This is a genomic window from Sphingobium chungangianum, assembly GCF_977014255.1.
Window position 1 is genome coordinate 215697 of record NZ_CDRNIV010000006.1, and the last position, 17581, is coordinate 233277.

The 17581-nt window shown below is 61.1% G+C and carries 20 protein-coding genes; 18 read left to right on the top strand and 2 right to left on the bottom strand.

Annotated features, from left to right (window positions below):
* Window positions 1-89 precede the first annotated feature (89 nt).
* From ACWNC0_RS07935 to ACWNC0_RS07945, 3 genes are read left to right on the top strand one after another with little or no spacing between them, the layout of a single operon-like run.
* A complete protein-coding gene (locus tag ACWNC0_RS07935) occupies window positions 90-1208 on the top strand; it encodes a Ppx/GppA phosphatase family protein (protein ID WP_449470801.1) in 1119 nt (372 codons plus the stop codon).
* Complete coding sequence (locus tag ACWNC0_RS07940) at window positions 1205-1879, top strand: RlmE family RNA methyltransferase (RefSeq protein WP_449470802.1); 675 nt, start codon at window positions 1205-1207, stop codon at window positions 1877-1879. The genes ACWNC0_RS07935 and ACWNC0_RS07940 overlap by 4 nt, the downstream gene beginning before the upstream one ends.
* Before the next feature lie 39 nt (window positions 1880-1918).
* Entirely contained in the window at window positions 1919-3427 is a 1509-nt protein-coding gene (locus ACWNC0_RS07945) for a YifB family Mg chelatase-like AAA ATPase (RefSeq protein WP_449470803.1), read from the top strand.
* A 72-nt stretch (window positions 3428-3499) separates the two neighbouring features.
* Here ACWNC0_RS07945 and ACWNC0_RS07950 read toward each other — a convergent pair whose 3' ends face one another.
* Together ACWNC0_RS07950 and ACWNC0_RS07955 are read right to left on the bottom strand one after the other, a co-directional pair.
* Complete coding sequence (locus ACWNC0_RS07950; RefSeq protein ID WP_449470804.1) at window positions 3500-4606, bottom strand: M23 family metallopeptidase; 1107 nt, start codon at window positions 4604-4606, stop codon at window positions 3500-3502.
* Window positions 4607-4809: 203 nt separating this feature from the next.
* On the bottom strand, window positions 4810-7095 hold the full coding sequence (locus ACWNC0_RS07955) for a putative bifunctional diguanylate cyclase/phosphodiesterase (RefSeq protein WP_449470805.1): 2286 nt from the start codon (window positions 7093-7095) through the stop codon (window positions 4810-4812).
* 365 nt (window positions 7096-7460) lie between these two features.
* Between ACWNC0_RS07955 and rpsL the strand changes: the two genes are divergently transcribed.
* The 15 genes from rpsL to rpsQ all read left to right on the top strand — a co-directional run bounded on the left by rpsL (window position 7461) and on the right by rpsQ (window position 17520).
* Window positions 7461-7832 (top strand): 30S ribosomal protein S12, encoded by a 372-nt coding sequence (gene rpsL, locus ACWNC0_RS07960; protein ID WP_007686591.1) that lies wholly within the window; start codon window positions 7461-7463, stop codon window positions 7830-7832.
* A gap of 13 nt (window positions 7833-7845) precedes the next feature.
* Window positions 7846-8316: a 30S ribosomal protein S7 gene (gene rpsG, locus ACWNC0_RS07965; RefSeq protein ID WP_013847768.1), complete on the top strand. Its 471-nt coding sequence runs from the start codon at window positions 7846-7848 to the stop codon at window positions 8314-8316.
* 152 nt (window positions 8317-8468) lie between these two features.
* Complete coding sequence (gene fusA / locus ACWNC0_RS07970; RefSeq protein WP_449470806.1) at window positions 8469-10562, top strand: elongation factor G; 2094 nt, start codon at window positions 8469-8471, stop codon at window positions 10560-10562.
* A 137-nt stretch (window positions 10563-10699) separates the two neighbouring features.
* Entirely contained in the window at window positions 10700-11890 is a 1191-nt protein-coding gene (tuf, locus tag ACWNC0_RS07975; protein WP_449470807.1) for an elongation factor Tu, read from the top strand.
* Window positions 11891-12098: 208 nt separating this feature from the next.
* The gene (gene rpsJ / locus ACWNC0_RS07980; protein ID WP_004208724.1) at window positions 12099-12407 is read left to right on the top strand and encodes a 30S ribosomal protein S10; all 309 of its coding nucleotides are present in this window, start codon (window positions 12099-12101) and stop codon (window positions 12405-12407) included.
* Window positions 12408-12682: 275 nt separating this feature from the next.
* Window positions 12683-13438 carry a 50S ribosomal protein L3 gene (rplC, locus tag ACWNC0_RS07985; RefSeq protein WP_449474571.1) on the top strand — a complete coding sequence of 252 codons (756 nt, stop codon included), beginning with the start codon at window positions 12683-12685 and terminating at the stop codon, window positions 13436-13438.
* Between the two features lie 3 nt (window positions 13439-13441).
* Complete coding sequence (rplD, locus tag ACWNC0_RS07990) at window positions 13442-14065, top strand: 50S ribosomal protein L4 (protein ID WP_449470809.1); 624 nt, start codon at window positions 13442-13444, stop codon at window positions 14063-14065.
* Entirely contained in the window at window positions 14058-14375 is a 318-nt protein-coding gene (locus ACWNC0_RS07995; RefSeq protein WP_021239762.1) for a 50S ribosomal protein L23, read from the top strand. Before rplD ends, ACWNC0_RS07995 begins: the two co-directional genes overlap by 8 nt.
* 2 nt (window positions 14376-14377) lie before the next feature.
* Entirely contained in the window at window positions 14378-15214 is an 837-nt protein-coding gene (gene rplB, locus ACWNC0_RS08000) for a 50S ribosomal protein L2 (protein WP_196225088.1), read from the top strand.
* A gap of 5 nt (window positions 15215-15219) precedes the next feature.
* Window positions 15220-15498 carry a 30S ribosomal protein S19 gene (gene rpsS / locus ACWNC0_RS08005; protein WP_007686576.1) on the top strand — a complete coding sequence of 93 codons (279 nt, stop codon included), beginning with the start codon at window positions 15220-15222 and terminating at the stop codon, window positions 15496-15498.
* Window positions 15498-15884, top strand: a complete 387-nt coding sequence (rplV, locus tag ACWNC0_RS08010) for a 50S ribosomal protein L22 (RefSeq protein ID WP_449470811.1) — start codon at window positions 15498-15500, stop codon at window positions 15882-15884. The genes rpsS and rplV overlap by 1 nt, the downstream gene beginning before the upstream one ends.
* A gap of 4 nt (window positions 15885-15888) precedes the next feature.
* Window positions 15889-16584, top strand: a complete 696-nt coding sequence (gene rpsC, locus ACWNC0_RS08015; protein ID WP_449470812.1) for a 30S ribosomal protein S3 — start codon at window positions 15889-15891, stop codon at window positions 16582-16584.
* Window positions 16585-16605: 21 nt separating this feature from the next.
* Window positions 16606-17037: a 50S ribosomal protein L16 gene (gene rplP / locus ACWNC0_RS08020; protein ID WP_267249803.1), complete on the top strand. Its 432-nt coding sequence runs from the start codon at window positions 16606-16608 to the stop codon at window positions 17035-17037.
* A gap of 3 nt (window positions 17038-17040) precedes the next feature.
* Window positions 17041-17244: a 50S ribosomal protein L29 gene (gene rpmC / locus ACWNC0_RS08025; protein WP_056691689.1), complete on the top strand. Its 204-nt coding sequence runs from the start codon at window positions 17041-17043 to the stop codon at window positions 17242-17244.
* A 12-nt stretch (window positions 17245-17256) separates the two neighbouring features.
* Window positions 17257-17520 (top strand): 30S ribosomal protein S17, encoded by a 264-nt coding sequence (rpsQ, locus tag ACWNC0_RS08030; protein WP_006960320.1) that lies wholly within the window; start codon window positions 17257-17259, stop codon window positions 17518-17520.
* Window positions 17521-17581 lie beyond the last annotated feature (61 nt).

Genomic DNA, 17581 nt, shown 5'->3' on the forward strand with positions numbered 1-17581 from the left:
GCCGTCTTGCGCTTTGCGCGGCATCCGCATAGTTTGGCATCAAGTTCCGCCACCTGTCGGTGTCGGCGAAGAAGAAAAGTGATCCGGCCATGGTGCAGCAAAGCCGCCCATCGCCGCAGAGTTCCGGTCCCGCCGGGGGTGTTTCGGGCAAAGCTGCCCGCTCCGGCCAGGGTAATGGGAGCACGGCTGCGGCCATACCTCCCCCGTCGAAGCAGCGGGGCTCATTGCCTCATCCACCGCGTGGCAGGCGGTCTTATGCTGCGATAGATTTGGGCACCAACAATTGCCGTTTGCTGATTGCCAAGCCATCGGCTGACGGCTTCATCGTCGTCGACGCCTTTTCTCGTATCGTGCGATTGGGTGAAGGCCTGGCTGCGACCGGACGGATCAGCGATGCCGCGATTGACCGAGCGATCGCCGCGCTTTCCGTATGCGCTGACAAGCTGCGACGAAGGCACGTGACGTTGGCGCGATCCGTCGCAACCGAGGCATGCCGCCGCGCTGTCAACGGCGCGGAGTTCATCCAGCGCGTCTATCGCGAGACGGGGATCGCTCTCGACATCATCAGTGCGCAAGAAGAGGCGCGGCTTGCCGTCATGGGCTGTCACGCGCTGCTGGAGCCTGGCGACGGTCCTGCATTAATCTTCGACATAGGCGGCGGATCGACCGAATTGGTGCTCGTCGATGCAAACCGGGCGGGCGCGCCGCACATCGTGGATTGGGTCAGCGCGCCATGGGGCGTGGTGTCGCTCACCGAAAGCGAGTTGTTCGATCATGCCGATCAGAATGAGCGTCTGGCTGCCTACGGCCGAATGCGATCGCGTGTGGCGGATGCTTTTGCGCCACTCGCCCGCCGCTTGCCGCGACAAACTTCCTCGATACGTTTGCTGGGTACATCGGGTACGGTGACGACACTGGCCAGCGTGCATCTCAATCTGCCGCGCTACGATCGGCAGGCGATCGACGGGCTGATTGTACCTTCGACATCGATGCGGTCGATTTCCGGCAGGCTATCCACCATGTCGTTGGCCGAACGGCAAAAATTACCCTGTATTGGTTCTGAGCGAGCCGATCTGGTAGTGGCCGGATGCGCCATCCTGGAATCCATCCTGGACATCTGGCCCGCTGAGCGGTTGGGCGTGGCTGATCGCGGCATTCGCGAGGGTATATTGCGCGGCCTTATGGATCGCGATGGAGTAATGATGTGAGAGGCGCGGGCGCCGGCAAGGTTCGGGTCAAATCGGCAAAAGGGCGGACGGCGCAATCGACCCGCTGGCTCGAACGGCAGCTGAACGACCCCTATGTTCGCAAGGCGAAGGCGGAGGGCTGGAGAAGCCGGGCTGCATTCAAGCTGATCGAACTGGATGAAAAGTTCCATTTCGTGAAAGGCTCACGCGCCGTGGTCGATCTGGGCGTCGCGCCCGGTGGCTGGGCGCAGGTGGTGCGCAAGCTCTCGCCCAAGGCGAAGGTCGTGGGGATCGATTTGCTGCCGACCGACCCAATCCAGGGCGTCACGCTGTTCCAGATGGACTTCATGGATGACAAGGCGCCGGCTGTCCTGGCTGAGACTCTTGGCGACGCGCCCGATCTTGTGATTTCCGACATGGCCGCGAACACCGTTGGCCATCCGCAGACCGATCACTTGCGCACCATGGCCCTGGTCGAAGCAGCGGCTTGGTTTGCAGTGGAAAATCTGCGCAAAGGTGGAACGTTCGTGGCCAAGGTGTTCGCGGGCGGCACCGACGCCGATCTGCTTGCGGTGTTGAAGAAGCATTTTACGACGATCAAGCACGCGAAGCCGCCCGCCAGCCGCAAAGGCAGCGTGGAATGGTATGTCGTGGCGCAGGGTTTCAAGGGACGGCCCGACGAACAGGGCTGACGCAGCCACGCGCAGCGTTTTTCAGAAAATGGGGGCACATTGGTTTCGACGGTATCGACGGTCGCCTATCTCGGGCTGGACGCGCGCAGCGTGGAGGTGCAGTGCCAGCTCGTTCCGGGCCTCCCCAACTTCATCCTTGTCGGCTTGCCGGACAAGGCCGTGGCGGAAAGCCGCGAGCGGGTGCGCAATGCCATCGCCGCGATCGGCCTGTCCCTTCCGCCCAAGCGGATCACGGTAAATCTTTCACCTGCGGACCTCCCCAAGGAAGGATCGCATTTCGACCTCCCTATTGCACTTGCGCTGCTCGGCGCCATGGGGGTGATCGATGCCGAGACGCTGTCGGGCTATGTGGTCGTGGGAGAATTGGGGCTTGATGGCCGCATCGCTTCTACCCCCGGCGTGCTGCTCGCCGCATTGCATGCTGGCGAAAAGGAGTTGGGCCTCATCTGCCCTGTCGCTCAGGGGCCGGAAGCAGCCTGGGCTGGTCAGGTGGAGGTCATCGCGGCCCCCGATCTGCTGAGTCTGCTCAACCACTTCAAAGGTAATGCCGCGCTTTCCCCGCCACAGCCGGGCGTCGTGGAGGTTCCACATCGTACGGCAGATCTGCGCCAGGTGAAGGGCCAGGAGACGGCAAAGCGCGCGCTGGAGATCGCCGCAGCCGGGGGGCATAACCTGTTGATGGTGGGGCCACCGGGCGCAGGTAAGTCGTTGATGGCAAGTTGCCTGCCCGGCATCCTGCCACAACTCACCCCGGCCGAAGCGCTGGAAACGTCCATGGTGGCAAGCGTCGCAGGGTCACTGGAAGGCGGCCGCATCAGCCGCGCACGGCCGTTTCGCACTCCACACCATAGCGCATCGATGGCGGCGTTGGTCGGCGGCGGGCACAAGGCGCGGCCGGGTGAGGTCAGCATGGCGCACCTTGGCGTCCTCTTCCTCGATGAGCTGCCCGAGTTCCAGCGCACTGTACTCGACTCGCTGCGTCAGCCGCTGGAAACAGGCGAGGTTACGGTTGCTCGCGCCAACGCCCATGTCACCTTCCCGGCGCGGGTCCAGCTCGTCGCCGCAATGAACCCTTGCCGCTGCGGCCATCTTGCTGATCCCGCTCTCGCTTGCTCACGCGCGCCGCGCTGTGCCGCGGATTATCAGGCCAAGGTTTCGGGGCCACTGCTTGACCGTATCGATCTGCATGTCGAGGTTCAGGCCGTGACGGCGGCAGATCTCGTCCTGCCTCCTCCAACTGAAGGTTCGGCGGAAGTAGCAGGCAGGGTGGCGGCCGCGCGCGACCGTCAGACGCAGCGCTATGCCGGAACTCGAGTGCGAACCAATGCGGAAGTCGATGGAGAGCGGCTTGAGGAAGTTGCCGGCCCTGATGCAGCTGGGCGGGAGCTGCTGGCGCAGGCGGCGGCGGCGATGAAGCTCTCTGCCCGGGGCTATACCCGGGTATTGCGCGTAGCCCGGACGATCGCCGACCTTTCTGGCGCGGAACAGGTCGGCCGCGTACATATAGCCGAAGCGCTCAGCTACAGGCGGCGGGCGCCAGTCAACTGACGCGAAAAGTCTCGGCGAGTATGATGCTTGTGGGTGAACCGCCGGACTATCGACCGTTGAAGTCGCAAAGCTTCAGCCGCGGCTTCGGATATCAGCGTTCCGAGCAGCGGCGACTTGTTGGACGTTTCGGGCGGCTTCCAGGAAAGGTCGCGGATTGACGGGCTTCCCCTTCAAGCGCACTTCGAAATGGAGGTGGTCACCCGTTGAACGGCCGGTTGAACCCATACGCGCGATCTGATGTCCACGGAGCACCTGTTGCCCAACACGGGCATTGAAACCGGACAGATGGGCATATCGCGTCATCAAGCCGTTACCATGGGTGATCTCCACCACATTGCCATAGCCGCTCCGCTGACCAACGAAGCTGACACTGCCTGTCGCGGCGGCCAATATGGGTTCGCCGTGACGGCCGGGAAAGTCGATACCCGCATGGAATGCGGCATGGCCATTGAACGGATCGCGGCGATAGCCATAGGAACTGGATTGCATCGGGGCCATCGTCGGGAGGCCAGATGGAATGGTCTTCAGACTGGTCTCCAGAGATTCCATCCGGGCAAGAGCATCAGAAAGACGTTCGAATTCCTGGGGCATCGGCCTCTGCCCATCAGGCCAGGGCACGAAGGGACCGCCTTGCGCCCGGGGAGCGGCACGCGCCAATAGGTCGGGATTAAGACCCAGGCGGCGAATTGCATGCGCCGTTTCGTCCGCCCGGCGCTTGACCGCATGAGTAAGAAGCGCCGCGAACTGGCGCTGTCTCGCGTCAATCGCTCTCAGAGGATGAATGTCTTGCGCGGCACTGATGCGAACCTTTAATGAATCGGCGCTGCCTTGCGTGGGAGCTGGTTTAGACAGGTCTTTCAGTGCCCCGCCAGCTTGGGAAGCGTCCTCGCCAAAATGAGCGTGATAAAGATCGTACATGAAGTCTTGCCGGGCCTCCAGGTCACGCGCACGTTGTTCAATGGATTTCCTGTACTCAGCTATCGACCTGGTTTTCGCATTGATCGCGGCGCTTTCCCTCTCCATTTCAGACCGATTCCAGGAAAGCGACAGAGCCAGCGTGGCCGCGCCGATAATCAGCGCTGCGGATAGGAGAAGCGTCGATATCTGGGTGCGGCTCGAGATGCGGACACGCTGCAGCTTTCCGCCAGACTGGAAGATGAATTGCCGCTCCGGGCACAAAGCGGCAATCCTCGCCCATAGGCTGAAAATGCCTAATCTACACCGCTGCAACAATGACGACCCCGTGCTCAATTCTTAGAGAATCGGCCCGTTAGCAAAGGGACGAACAGCACGCGAATCCGCCAACGCGGACTCGTGATGAGTCGAAATCAGATCGGGGCGAAACGTGCTTCGGCCGTTCCGGTTCCTGACGAAAAGTAAAATCATGCCTCGGTGGGACGAGCTGCGACATGCAACCCCAGTAGCGCGGGAACTTCGCTAGCCGGGACAGCTGCCCCGAAATGAAAGCCCTGCGCATAATGGCATCCACCAGCACGCAGATAATCAATCTGATGAACATTCTCGACGCCCTCGGCGACCGTTCGAATGCCAAGGCTGTAGGCAAGGTTCAGCAATGTTCGCACAATGGCGGCGTCATCCGGATCGGTTTCCAGGTCCCGGACGAAACGCTGATCTATCTTGATGATATCTATTGGAAACTGCTTCAGATGCGAGAGTGACGCATAGCCGGTGCCGAAATCATCCAGCGCGATGGACAGGCCCGCAGTACTCAATTGATGAAGACTGCGTTCCACGACCTCCGCATTCCGGCCAAGAAAAACCGACTCCGTCACCTCCAATTCGATCCTTGCAATGGATACCCCCGTCGCGGCGAGTCGGGAGAGCAAACGATCAGGGAAGCTGCCATCGTGAAGCTCAACCCCTGGCACATTGATGGCGACATGACCGAAATCCAGTCCCTGATCCTGCCAGCGTCGACAGTCGGCCAGAATCCGATCCAGCATCCGCTCGTTGATTGTCCGGCCTAGCTCGGAATGTTCGAACGCAGCGGCAATCTCGGACGGCATGATGATTGAGCCGTCAGTACGAACGCATCTAAGCAGCGCCTCGAAGCCGATGATGGCGCCCGTCGATAGATCGATCTTGGGCTGATACCAGGGGACGGGTGGGGCATGGACTAAGGCGTGGCGTGCGCGATCCAGCATTCGGGCTTCCTGCTGCCAGCGTTCGAGCAGCGAGGGCTCGAACAGGCACGCGCGACCTCGTCCGCCATTTTTCGCTTCATACAGGGCGATGTCTGCGAATTTTATAAGGTCCGCAATGTCCCCGGCATGTTCTGGAAAAAGTGCGACGCCCATGCTGACACGGCAATCGACGTCACGATGGCCGTAGGCTAGTGGCTGATGAAGTTGAGCCATCATGCGCGCCAGGATCGCTTCCAGATCCGGTCCATTGCGCAGCCGCGTCAACAGAACGGCAAATTCGTCGCCCCCCATGCGCGCAACCAGATCTCCTGGTCGCACTGCGCGCCGTAGGCGCTCGGATACAGCGCGAAGGAGCGCGTCGCCGACTGCATGCCCGGCGCTGTCGTTGATCCGTTTGAACTCATCGACGTCGATCAGCACAACGGCCATCTGCCCGCCCGCATGGCCTGTCGCACTTGCCGCCTGCGTCAGCGTCGCCATGAAATGCGAGCGGTTTGCCAAGCCTGTCAGCGCGTCGGTCATGGCAAGATGGGCAAGATGCCGCTCGGCATCCTTCCGGTCGGTAATATCAACGATACTGGAAAGGATGCAGTCTTCGTCGTCTATCTGAATCGGGCGCGTCGCGAGCAACACATCGTGGACCACCGCATCTTTTCCGACGATCCGGCATTCCTGATTGTTGAGCGCATCTCCGCTTGCGATCTGGTCCCGCAGGCTTGCCTGCGCGGCGGAGCCCTCGCCAAGCAGGTGAACGCGCGAAATGTCGCCGTCTGATCCGAAGGCCTGAGCAGCAGCATCGTTGAAGCGGATTACTGTGCCGTCCTGACGCGTGACCAGCAGCGGGATGGGCACGCTCATGAACATGCGCTCTAGCGTTTCGCTGTTGCGCGCCAACGCGGCTCGAGCCGTACCGGCGGCCTGGCTCGCTATCCACTCGAGGCGTTGGAGGCGGTTTGTCCGCATGATCGTGATCCACATGCCGCAATGAAGGATCAGCACGGCCATGATCATGCCGGGGGCGGTGGGGGATAAGGGCGCAGGCGCCAGATAGCCGATGAGTAGCGCAACTCCACATCCCAGCCCGCCGCCGAAATTGCCCCGGAAGCTGGTAGGCACGCCAAGGTAAAAGATCAGCGGCAGCATGACGAGCACGAAAATCGCGATATCACTGCGGGAACTGACCAGGAATGCCACACCGATTGCGGTTACGATCTGCCAGGCCAAGCAGAGCCGCTCGACCTTCTGGAAGGACTCCAGCTTCCGGCTGAAATACAGGCATCCAAGTGACCATAGCACCACAATGAGGCGCGCCGGTACTGCGATCCAGAAATGGGGCGTGCCGAAAAAGCGCCAATCACTCAGCAGGAAAAGCGCATTCAGGGCGACCGAGCAGAGGAAGAGTATACGGGCGTGCCGACGCGACTCGGTGAGGCGCTCCGCTTGAAAAGCGGCTTCCTGTGTCCGGCTGAGAAACTCACCCGTGAAGAGAGAAAGATGGGTCACGGCCAATCCACGTCGGCGCACCCGGTGGCGCCACTGGAAATCAATAGAATAATGTCGGTTATCAATCTGCTAATGAAGGCTTCACCATCTTGGAACGAAACCGAAACGAGGTGGCGCGCCGCTGTTCTTGACCGGATTACCGTGCCTCGCTATAGGCGCGCCTGCCCAGCGGCGATCCACTTGGAAAGATTCGGTCTTTCTGGTCGGTGACATGCCAGGCGACATAGAGCTGAACATTGCCGGTGCTCTTGCGGCTCCAGGCGGGTTTCCCGCCGGGGCCTTTGCTGTTTGGAAGGTCATCCTTTTCAGGCCGTGAAGAACGCGGGAATGCTTGCGGTAAAGTAACTGAAAAGGTGAAGGGCTTCATGCCAACAATCAACCAGCTGGTCCGCAAGGGCCGCGAACTGCAGAAGACCAAGTCGAAGGTCCCTGCAATGGAAGCGAACCCGCAAAAGCGCGGCGTTTGCACCCGTGTTTACACGACGACCCCGAAGAAGCCGAACTCGGCTCTCCGTAAGGTGGCGAAAGTGCGTCTGGTCAACCAGCGCGAAGTCATCACCTACATTCCGGGTGAAGGTCACAACCTTCAGGAGCACAGCGTTGTGCTGATCCGTGGCGGCCGCGTACGCGACCTTCCCGGTGTGCGCTATCACGTGCTGCGCGGCGTTCTGGATACCCAGGGCGTCAAGGACCGTAAGCAGAGCCGTTCGAAGTACGGCGCGAAGCGTCCGAAGTAAGGGAGACTAGAATATGTCACGTCGTCGTCGCCCCGAAAAGCGCGTTATCCTCCCCGATCCCAAATTCGGTGATATCGTGCTGTCGAAGTTCATGAACAGCATCATGCAGGACGGCAAGAAGGCCGTCGCCGAGTCCATCGTTTACGGTGCGCTCGAAACTGTCGAAGCGAAGTCCAAGAAGGACCCGATCGGCATGTTCCATGACGCGCTGAACAATGTGAAGCCCGGCATCGAAGTCCGCAGCCGCCGCGTCGGCGGTGCGACCTACCAGGTCCCCGTCGAAGTGCGCCCCGAGCGCGCCCAGGCGCTGGCGATCCGCTGGTTGATCACCGCGTCGCGCAACCGCAGCGAAACCACCATGGCCGCGCGCCTGTCGGGTGAGCTGCTGGACGCTGCCAACAACCGCGGCAATGCCGTCAAGAAGCGCGAAGACACGCACCGCATGGCGGAAGCGAACCGCGCCTTCTCGCACTACCGCTGGTAAAAGAAGGCGGGCGCTTTGGCACCCGCTTTTTCTATCTGGTTTTGAATATCGGTCCGTTCGCCGTGGGGCTACCCATGGCGGACGGATTGGTTTAGGGGCCAGCCGCAAGACTCACTCACTCACCGCCGGTGCGCCGGCAACGGAGAAGCATCATGGCCCGCAGCCATCCGCTCGAACGCTATCGCAATTTCGGTATCATGGCGCATATCGACGCCGGCAAGACCACCACGACCGAGCGTATCCTTTATTACACCGGCAAGTCCTACAAGATCGGCGAAGTCCATGACGGCGCCGCCACCATGGACTGGATGGAGCAGGAGCAGGAGCGTGGTATCACCATCACGTCTGCGGCCACCACTTGTGTGTGGAAGGCCGAAGAGGGCAAGGGTCCTGAGCATCGCCTGAACATCATCGACACCCCCGGCCACGTCGACTTCACCATCGAAGTTGAACGTTCGCTGCGCGTGCTCGACGGTGCGGTCGCCGCGTTCGACGGCGTTGCTGGCGTTGAGCCGCAGTCGGAAACCGTGTGGCGCCAGGCCGACAAGTATCGCGTGCCGCGCATGTGCTTCATCAACAAGCTCGACCGTACCGGCGCCAACTTCTATTATTGCGTGCAGACGATCATTGATCGCCTGGGCGCTACCCCGGCTGTACTCTATCTGCCCATCGGCGCGGAATCGGAGTTCAGGGGGCTGGTCGACTTGGTCGAGAATCGCGCGATCATCTGGAAGGATGAAAATCTGGGCGCAGAATTCTTCTATGAAGAGATTCCCGCCGACCTCGCCGACAAGGCTGCCGAATATCGCGAGAAGCTGATCGAGCTTGCCGTCGAGCAGGACGATGCCGCGATGGAAGCTTATCTGGAAGGTAACCTCCCGGACGTTGCGACCCTGAAGACGCTGATCCGCAAGGGCACGCTGGGCCAGGCGTTTACCCCGGTGCTGTGCGGCTCGGCGTTCAAGAACAAGGGCGTTCAGCCGTTGCTCGACGCGGTCGTCGACTATCTGCCTTCGCCGCTCGACATTGAGGACGTGCAGGGCATCAACCCCGCGAACGATCAGCCCGACAGCCGTGCAACCGCTGACGACGCGCCTTTCTCGGGTCTAGCGTTCAAGATCATGAACGACCCGTTCGTCGGCTCGCTCACCTTCCTGCGCGTCTATTCGGGCACCCTGACCAAGGGCACCTATCTGAACTCGGTCAAGGACAAGAAGGAAAAGATCGGCCGCATGCTGCTGATGCATGCCAACAGCCGTGAGGATATCGACACCGCCTATGCGGGCGACATCGTTGCGCTGGCCGGCATGAAGGAAACCACCACCGGTGATACGCTGTGCGCCGAGCGTCAGCCGATCATTCTGGAGCGGATGGAATTCCCCGAGCCGGTCATCGAACTTTCGGTGGAACCCAAGACCAAGGCTGACCAGGAAAAGATGGGCGTCGCGCTCAACCGTCTGGCTGCTGAGGATCCGTCCTTCCGCGTCACGACCGATCACGAATCGGGTCAGACGATCATCAAGGGCATGGGCGAACTTCACCTCGAAATCCTGGTCGACCGCATGAAGCGCGAATTCAAGGTCGAGGCGAATGTTGGCGCGCCGCAGGTGGCCTATCGCGAATATCTCAAGAAGCCGGTCGACATCGACTACACCCACAAGAAGCAATCGGGTGGTACGGGTCAGTTCGGCCGCGTGAAGGTGAAGTTGACCCCGGGCGAGCGCGGCGCGGGGATCCAGTTCAAGGATGAGATCAAGGGCGGTAACATTCCCAAGGAATATATTCCCGCTATTGAAAAGGGCTTCCGTGAGACGGCGGCAACCGGTTCGCTGATCGGCTTCCCGATTATCGATTTCGACATCGTGCTTTATGATGGCGCGTACCATGACGTCGACTCGTCGGCGCTGGCGTTCGAAATCTGTGCTCGCGGAGCAATGCGCGAAGCGGCGCAGAAGTCGGGCATCACGCTGCTCGAACCGGTCATGAAGGTCGAAGTCGTAACCCCGGAAGAATATCTGGGCGATGTCATCGGCGACATGAACAGCCGTCGTGGTCAGATTCAAGGCACCGACACGCGCGGCAATGCCCAGGTGGTCGAAGCCATGGTGCCGCTGGCCAACATGTTCGGCTATGTGAACTCGCTGCGTTCCTTCACTCAGGGCCGCGCGAACTACTCGATGATCTTCTCCCACTATGACGAAGTGCCGCAGAACGTGGCGGACGAAGTCAAGGCGAAGATGGCCTGATGATTTTCCTTAATCGGGCCGTGCAAACGGCTCGGTTAGGGGCTGGTAATCTGTGAATTTGCTGCTATGGACGCGCCTTCGCGAGGCGCGGCCGAGCGGTCAGACCAAAGCTGATTTTGATTAGAAGGTAGGAAAAAATGGCTAAGGCTAAGTTTGAGCGGAACAAGCCGCACTGCAACATCGGCACCATCGGTCACGTTGACCATGGCAAGACCTCGCTGACCGCGGCGATCACCAAGGTGCTGGCTGAAACCGGCGGCGCGACCTTCGTTGACTACGCGAACATCGATAAGGCTCCCGAAGAGCGCGAGCGCGGCATCACCATTTCGACGGCGCACGTTGAATATGAGACCGAAGCCCGTCACTACGCGCACGTCGACTGCCCGGGTCACGCTGACTACGTCAAGAACATGATCACCGGTGCTGCTCAGATGGACGGCGCGATCCTCGTCGTTTCGGCCACCGACGGCCCGATGCCGCAGACCCGTGAGCACATCCTGCTCGCCAAGCAGGTTGGCGTTCCCCAGCTCGTCGTGTTCATGAACAAGGTCGACCTGGTCGACGATCCGGAAATCCTCGAGCTGGTCGAGCTGGAAATCCGCGAGCTGCTGAGCTCGTATGATTTCGACGGCGACAACATCCCTGTCATCCCCGGTTCGGCGGTCAAGGCTCTTGATGGTTCGAACGACGAGATTGGCAAGAACGCTGTTCTCAAGCTGATGGAAGCTGTTGACAGCTTCATTCCGCAGCCTGAGCGTCCGATCGACAAGCCCTTCCTGATGCCGATCGAAGACGTGTTCTCGATCTCGGGTCGTGGTACCGTTGTGACCGGTCGCGTCGAAACCGGCATCGTCAAGGTTGGCGAAGAAGTCGAGATCGTCGGCATCAAGGACACCCGCAAGACCACCGTCACCGGCGTTGAAATGTTCCGCAAGCTGCTGGACGAAGGTCGCGCTGGCGACAACATCGGTGCACTGGTTCGTGGCGTCGGCCGTGAAGACGTTGAGCGTGGTCAGGTTCTGGCCAAGCCCGGTTCGGTTACGCCGCACACCGAGTTCGACGCTGAAGTGTACGTTCTGTCGAAGGAAGAAGGCGGCCGTCACACCCCGTTCTTCGCGAACTATCGTCCGCAGTTCTACTTCCGCACCACGGACGTCACCGGCGAAGTCATCCTCCCCGAGGGCACTGAGATGGTCATGCCCGGCGACAATGTGAAGCTGAACATCAAGCTCATCGCCCCTATCGCGATGGACTCGGGTCTGCGCTTCGCCATCCGTGAAGGCGGCCGCACCGTCGGCGCCGGGGTTGTCGGCACGATCTCGAAGTAATATAGGACCGCAGCGGCGCGAATCGCCTGATTCGCGCCGCTCGGAATTTCTACCGCCCCGGATCGCCTTTCTCCGGCTCGACTGAGCTAGAAGGGCCGGAAACGGGGCGGATATTTTTTGGTGGTGCATTCTCACAAGTCATCGGCTGCTCCAGCTGATTTCTGAAAATGCTCCAGGTTTTTGGCTCTTTCGCATCGGTACAGGAACAATGGACAGCAACATCCGCATTCGCCTCAAGGCGTTCGATCACCGCGTGCTTGATCAGGCGACCGGCGACATCGCCGAAACCGCCCGCCGCACCGGCGCCCTTATTCGCGGTCCGATTCCCCTTCCGACGCGCATCGAAAAGTTCACGGTCAACCGTGGTCCGCACATCGACAAGAAGTCACGCGAGCAGTTCGAGGTCCGCACCTACAAGCGTATGCTTGACATTGTGCAGCCGACGCCGCAGACGGTCGACGCGCTGATGAAGCTGGACTTGGCTGCCGGCGTGAACGTGGAAATCAAGCTGGCTTAAGCTGGCAAGTCCCTGATTTTCCGCAAGGATGGCAGGGTATCGGGCATTCCGGGAGACCGGAAGCTCAAACGACACAAGGGATACCGCACGGCCTCTCCGGTAAACTGGAAATGGCTCGTGGTCCTGGTCCCCCGTCGCTGTTCCCGAGTAGGGAGTGGCAACCAACCCGGACGGGGTGATTTGTTATTTGGGTTGGCCGCGAAGGAGGGATCCTGAGCGGTTTTTTCGTTGGATACGCCCGCTGCTAAGGCGGGCCTCTATGGGAGTAATCAGTGATGCGCACAGGCGTGATCGCTAAGAAAGTCGGGATGACCCGTCTGTTCCAGGAGGACGGACGGCATGTACCGGTTACGGTTCTGGCCCTTGAGGGCAATCAGGTCGTGGCTCGCAAGGAAGTTGATCGTGACGGTTATGTCGCGGTTCAGCTTGGTGCGGGCGTCGCGAAGGTCAAGAATGTCGCCAAGCCGCAGCGCGGTCACTTCGCCAAGGCGGAAGTGGAGCCGAAGGCGCGTCTGGTCGAATTCCGTGTCGCCGAGGACGCGCTCCTCGATGTCGGCGCCGAGATCGCGGCCGATCATTTCATCGCTGGCCAGTTGGTCGATGTTGCCGGTCACACCCAAGGTAAGGGTTTCGCCGGCGCCATGAAGCGCTGGGGCTTCGGAGGTATGCGCGCCACCCACGGCGTGTCGATCAGTCACCGTGCCCATGGTTCGACCGGTAACCGTCAGGATCCGGGCCGCGTCTTCAAGAACAAGAAGATGGCAGGTCATATGGGCGACCGTGAGCGGACCCAGCAGAACCTCGAAATCGTGCGCACCGATGTCGAGCGCGGCCTTCTCTTCGTGAAGGGCAGCGTTCCGGGCGCGAAGGGGACCTGGCTCACCGTCAGCGACGCCGTCAAGGTCGCTCGCCCGGCGGACGCACCCTATCCCGCCAGCCTGAAGCAGGCTGCGAACAGCAATAGCGCTCCGGCGAACACCCCGGCTGAAGAAGCTGCGGCTCCCGAAGTCACCGAAGGCCAGGAGGGCTAAACCATGAAGGTCAATGTACAGACCCTCGACGCGCAGACTGCTGGCGAACTGGAGCTCAACGATGCCGTGTTCGGCCTCGAGCCTCGCGCCGACATCCTGCACCGCGTCGTCACCTGGCAGCTCGAAAAGCGTCGCGGCACTGCCCGCGGCACGCGCGAGCGTAGCGACGTTGCCCGCACCGGCAAGAAGTTCGGCCGCCAGAAGGGTGGCGGCACCGCCCGTCACGGCGATCGCCGCGCGCCGGTATTCATCGGCGGTGGTAAGGCTCACGGTGCCCGCGTCCGCGACTTCAATCCCTCGCTGAACAAGAAGGTTCGTGCGCTGGGCCTGAAGATGGCGCTGTCGTCTAAGATCAAGAGCGGATCGCTCACCATCATCGACAGCCTCGACGTCAAGGACGGCAAGACCCGCGAGTTGGTCGCCAGCCTCGCCAAGCTGAACCTCACCAAGGCGCTGTTCATCGACGGTGACGCCGTGAACATCAGCTTCGCCAAGGCTTCGGCTAACATCATCGGCGTGAACCTGCTGCCCGCTGTGGGCGCCAACGTTTACGACATCCTGAAGGCCGATTCGCTGGTGCTGACGCGTGCCGCGGTCGAAAAGCTGGAGGCGCGTTTCAATGGCTAAGAAAGAAGCCGCGAAGGTCGACAATCGTCATTATGACGTCGTTGTCGCCCCGGTCATCACCGAGAAGTCGACGCTTCTCTCCGAGAATAACGCCGTGGTCTTCAAGGTCGCCAATGATGCGACCAAGCCGGAGATCAAGGCGGCCGTCGAGGCGCTCTGGGGCGTGACCGTCAAGAGCGTGAACACGCTGGTCGCCAAGGGCAAGACGAAGAAGTGGAAGGGCAAGCCCTACACTCGTTCGGACGTGAAGAAGGCGATCGTTCGTCTGGCTGACGGCCAGTCGATCGACATCACCGAAGGAGTGCGCTGATCATGGCGCTTAAGAGCTACAACCCGACCAGCCCCGCGCAGCGTGGCCTGATCCTGGTCGACAAGTCCAGCCTGCACAAGGGCAAGCCCGTCAAGGCGCTGACCGAAGGCAAGCGCAAGACTGGTGGCCGTAACAACAAGGGCCATGTGACCTCGCGCGGTATCGGCGGCGGTCACAAGCAGCGCTATCGCATCATCGACTTCAAGCGCCGCTTGTGGGATGTCGAAGGTACGGTCGAGCGTCTGGAATATGACCCCAACCGCACAGCCTTCATCGCTCTGGTGAACTATCCCGATGGCACCCAGGCCTACATCCTGGCACCGCAGCGGCTTGCGCCGGGTGACAAGGTCATCGCGGGCAAGAAGACCGACGTGAAGCCGGGCAATGCGATGGAACTGGGTCAGATGCCGGTTGGCACGATCATCCACAACATCGAGATGAAGCCGGGCAAGGGCGGTCAGCTTTGCCGGTCGGCGGGCACCTACGCCCAGCTGGTCGGCCGCGATCGCGGCATGGTGATGGTCCGCCTGTCCTCGGGCGAGCAGCGCTACATACGTTCCGATTGCATGGGCACCATCGGTGCCGTGTCCAACCCGGACAATGGCAACACCAATCTCGCCAAGGCAGGCCGCAACCGTTGGAACGGCATCCGTCCGCTGACGCGCGGTGTGGCGAAGAACCCGGTCGATCACCCCCATGGCGGTGGTGAAGGCCGGACCTCGGGCGGCCGTCATCCGGTTACTCCCTGGGGCAAGCCGACCAAGGGTGCGCGCACCCGCCACAACAAGGCGACGGACAAGTTCATCATCCGTAGCCGCCACGCGAAGAAGAAGAGGTAAGCGAGATGGCTCGTTCCGTCTGGAAAGGTCCTTTCGTGGACCTCAGCCTTCTGAAGAAGGCGGAAGTGGCGCAGGACGCCGGTGGCCGTTCGGGTCCGATCAAGACCTGGTCGCGCCGTTCCACCATCCTGCCGCAGTTCGTTGGCCTGACGTTCAACGTCTATAACGGCCGCAAGCATGTGCCGGTCTCGGTGAACGAGGATATGGTGGGTCACAAGCTGGGCGAATTCGCCCCGACCCGCTACTTCCCCGGCCACGCTGCCGACAAGAAGGGCAAGCGCTAATGAGCAAGGAAAAGGCTCCCCGTCGCGTCGCCGACAATGAGGCGCTGGCCGTTGGCACGCAGATCCGTGGTTCGGCCCAGAAGCTGAACCTGGTCGCCACGCTCATCCGCGGCCGTAAGGTCGAAGAGGCGTTGAACATCCTTGCCTTCTCGAAAAAGGCGATGGCAGTCGACGTGCGCAAGGTGTTGGCTTCGGCCATCGCCAATGCGGAAAACAATCACAATCTGGACGTCGACTCGCTGGTCGTCGCGGAAGCATCGGTGGGCAAGAGCTTCACCCTGAAGCGCTTCCACGCCCGCGGCCGCGGCAAGTCGACCCGGATCCTGAAGCCCTTCAGCCGCGTGCGCATCGTCGTTCGCGAAGCAGCTGAAGAAGCGGAGGCGTAAGACTATGGGTCACAAGAGCAATCCGATCGGTCTGCGCCTGCAGATCAACCGCACCTGGGATAGCCGCTGGTACGCGGAAGGCGCCGACTATGGTCGCCTGCTGCTGGAGGATCTCAAGATCCGCCAGTATATCATGAAGAACCTGCCGCAAGCCGCGATCTCCAAGGTCGTGATCGAGCGTCCGGCTAAGCTGTGCCGCGTGTCGGTATATGCTGCTCGTCCCGGTGTGATCATCGGTAAGAAGGGTGCGGACATTGAGAAGCTGCGCAAGAAGCTGGGCAGCCTGACTTCTTCGGACGTCAGCCTGAACATTGTCGAGATCCGCAAGCCGGAAGTAGACTCCAAGCTCGTGGCACTGGGCATTGCCGACCAGCTGGAGCGTCGCGTGGCGTTCCGCCGTGCGATGAAGCGCGCGGTGCAGTCCGCCCTGCGTCTCGGCGCGGAAGGGATCAAGATCACTTGCGGCGGCCGTCTGGGCGGCGCGGAGATCGCACGTGTGGAATGGTATCGCGAAGGCCGCGTTCCGCTGCACACGCTCCGTGCGAACGTCGACTATGCTGAAGCCACGGCGCACACCGCCTATGGCGTTTGCGGCATCAAGGTCTGGATCTTCAAGGGCGAAATCCTTGGTCATGATCCGATGGCTACCGACCGGCTGATGCTGGAGGCTCAGACCTCCGGCGTACGCCCGGCGCGCTGAGAATAAGGTAGGTATAGCGTCATGCTGCAACCGAAAAAAATGAAGTTCCGCAAGACCTTCAAGGGCCGGATCAAGGGCGACGCCAAGGGCGGTTCGGACCTGAACTTCGGCTCCTATGGCCTGAAGGCTCTGGAACCCGAGCGCGTTACCGCGCGTCAGATCGAAGCGGCCCGCCGCGCGATCACCCGGCACATCCGCCGCCAGGGTCGTCTGTGGATCCGCGTGTTCCCCGACGTTCCGGTGTCGAAGAAGCCTGCCGAAGTCCGTCAGGGTAAGGGCAAGGGTTCGGTCGAATATTGGGCGGCTCGCGTCAAGCCAGGTCGTATCCTTTTCGAACTCGACGGCGTTCCTGGCCCGCTCGCAGCAGAGGCATTCTCGCGCGCCGCGATGAAGCTGCCCATCAAGACCAAGGTCGTTGCCCGCCTCGGCGACACCTCGCACCTGGAGGGCTAAGCCGTGGCCAACGTTGCCGACCTCAAGACCAAGACGGACGACGAGCTGTCGACCGAACTCAACAACCTGAAGCGCGAGCAGTTCAACCTGCGTTTCCAGGCGGCCACCAACCAGCTGGAAAAGCCCAGCCGCGTGAAGGAAGTCCGCCGTTCGATCGCGCAGATCAAGACCCTGCAGACGGAGCGTAACAGCTCCGCCGCGAAGTAAAGGAAACACACGATGCCCAAGCGCGTGCTGACGGGAACGGTGGTTTCCGACAAGACCGACAAGACGGTGGTGGTTCGCGTAGAGCGCAAGGTTAAACATGCGCTCTACGGCAAGATCATCCGCCGCTCGAAGAAGTATCATGCCCATGACGAGGGCAATGTTTACAAGGAAGGCGAAACGGTCCGCATCGAAGAGACCGCTCCGATTTCCAAGCTCAAGACCTGGAAGGTCATCGAGCGCGTGGACACCCACAAGTCGCCTGAAACGGCGGCCTGAGGTTAGTCACCGGCCTTGAGGGTCGAAATTTCGGACGCGGGGCTGGCCTTTTCTTGTCGGA